This window comes from Tahibacter caeni (assembly GCF_024609805.1).
In the GTDB taxonomy this organism is placed as follows: Bacteria; Pseudomonadota; Gammaproteobacteria; order Xanthomonadales; family Rhodanobacteraceae; genus Tahibacter; species Tahibacter caeni.
Genome location: NZ_JANFVR010000596.1, coordinates 1 through 1,539, shown reverse-complemented (window position 1 = coordinate 1,539; position 1,539 = coordinate 1). Strand labels below are relative to the sequence as shown.

General features: G+C 74.7%; 1 protein-coding gene. It reads left to right on the top strand.

Translation table 11 applies throughout. From position 1 onward, the window contains the following. On the top strand, window positions 1-1,539 hold a 1,539-nt coding region (locus NON22_RS24135; RefSeq protein WP_257389529.1), incomplete at both ends, for a tetratricopeptide repeat protein.

Below are 1,539 nucleotides of genomic sequence, written 5' to 3'. Positions count from 1 at the left end.
TCGTGCTCGCGGCGCAGTTCGCGCGGCGGCCGCCGGCGCCGACGACGGCGGTTCCGGCCACCGTCGACCGGCCGGTCGACGCCGGCAGCGCCGCGTCCATCGTGCTGCCGGTCGAACTCAACGAAGGCGGCGAATGGTCCTGGGTACGCCTGGGCGGCATGGATTTCCTCGCCGCCCAGCTGCGCAGCGCCGGCCACGCCACTTTGCCGAGCGACACGACCCTCGTCCTGCTCGCGCGCAATACCGCGACGCGTACGCCGCAGTCCGATCTCGACGCCGCGCGCGCCAGCGGCGCGCGGCTGGTACTCGCGACCCACGCCCGGCGCGAAGGCGACCATTGGCGGATGCGGATCGAAGCCTACGCCGCCGACGGCAGCCGGCGCGAGGCGGTCGGCGAGGCTGCGACCGTGCTCGACGCCGGCCGCGCGGCCATGGGCCACCTGTTCGGTCCGTCGCTGAGCACCTCCGGTCCGGCCGGCGACCAGCGCGCCGAACATCTGCAGCGCGCCGAAGCCGCGCTGCTCGGCGACGATCTGGCGCTGGCGCGGCGCGAACTCGACACCGTCGGCGCTGCCGGCGACGACGCCGAGCTGATCTACCGCCGTGCGCAGATCGATTTCCGCGCCGGCGACTACGAGGCGCTGGACCGGCGCCTGCTGCCGCTGCTGCAGCGCCTGGATCCGCGGCACGACGCACCGCTGCGCGGCCAGGTGCTCAACGGCCTGGGTTCGGCCGCGATACGGCGCAACCGGATGCAGGACGCCGAACGCCATTTCACCGAGGCCGTCGCACTGCTCGAGCCGACCGGCGACGCGCGGACGTTGGGCCAGGCCTATACCGGGCTCGCGATCAGCCACGCCGCGCAACACCGCTTCGACGATGCGCTGCGCCTGTTCGCCGAGGCTCGCGTCGCGCTCGAAAAAGCCGGCGACGAGCTGGCCGTCGCGCGCGTCGACGGCAACCTCGGCATTCTCGACATCGAGCGCGGCCGCTACGCCGAGGCCGTGGCCGGCCTGCGCCGCGCGGCGGGCCGCTTCGCCGCGTTCGGTGCGGTCAACGAACAACTGACCACCTTGATCGGCCTCGCGCGGGCGCAGTCGGAAATGCTCGATACCGCCGGCGCGAGCCAGACCGCGGACACGTTCTGGAGCCTCGCCGCGCGCAGCGCCAGCCCGCGCCTGCGGCATCAGATGGCCGTGGTCCGCGCCGACATCCTGGCCCAGTGCGGCCGCCTGCAGGAGGCGCGCAGCCTGCTCGCCGGGCTCAAGCGCGAACTCGACCTGCCGGTGGAGAACGACACGCTCGCACGCGCCGATGCGGTGCTCGCGCGGCTGGCCCTGGCCGACGGCGACGCCGAGCTGGCCCTGCGCCTGGCTCAGGCCGGCCTCGAAGGACTGCCCGAGGAGCAGTTCGAGCGCGAGCGCGCCCAGCTCTGGCTGCTGCGTCTGCGTGCGCTGCGCGCGCAGGAGCGCGACACCGAGGCGCGCGGCCTGCTGCCGGCGCTGCAGGAGTGGGCCGCGCAGGCGCGCGATCCGGCCG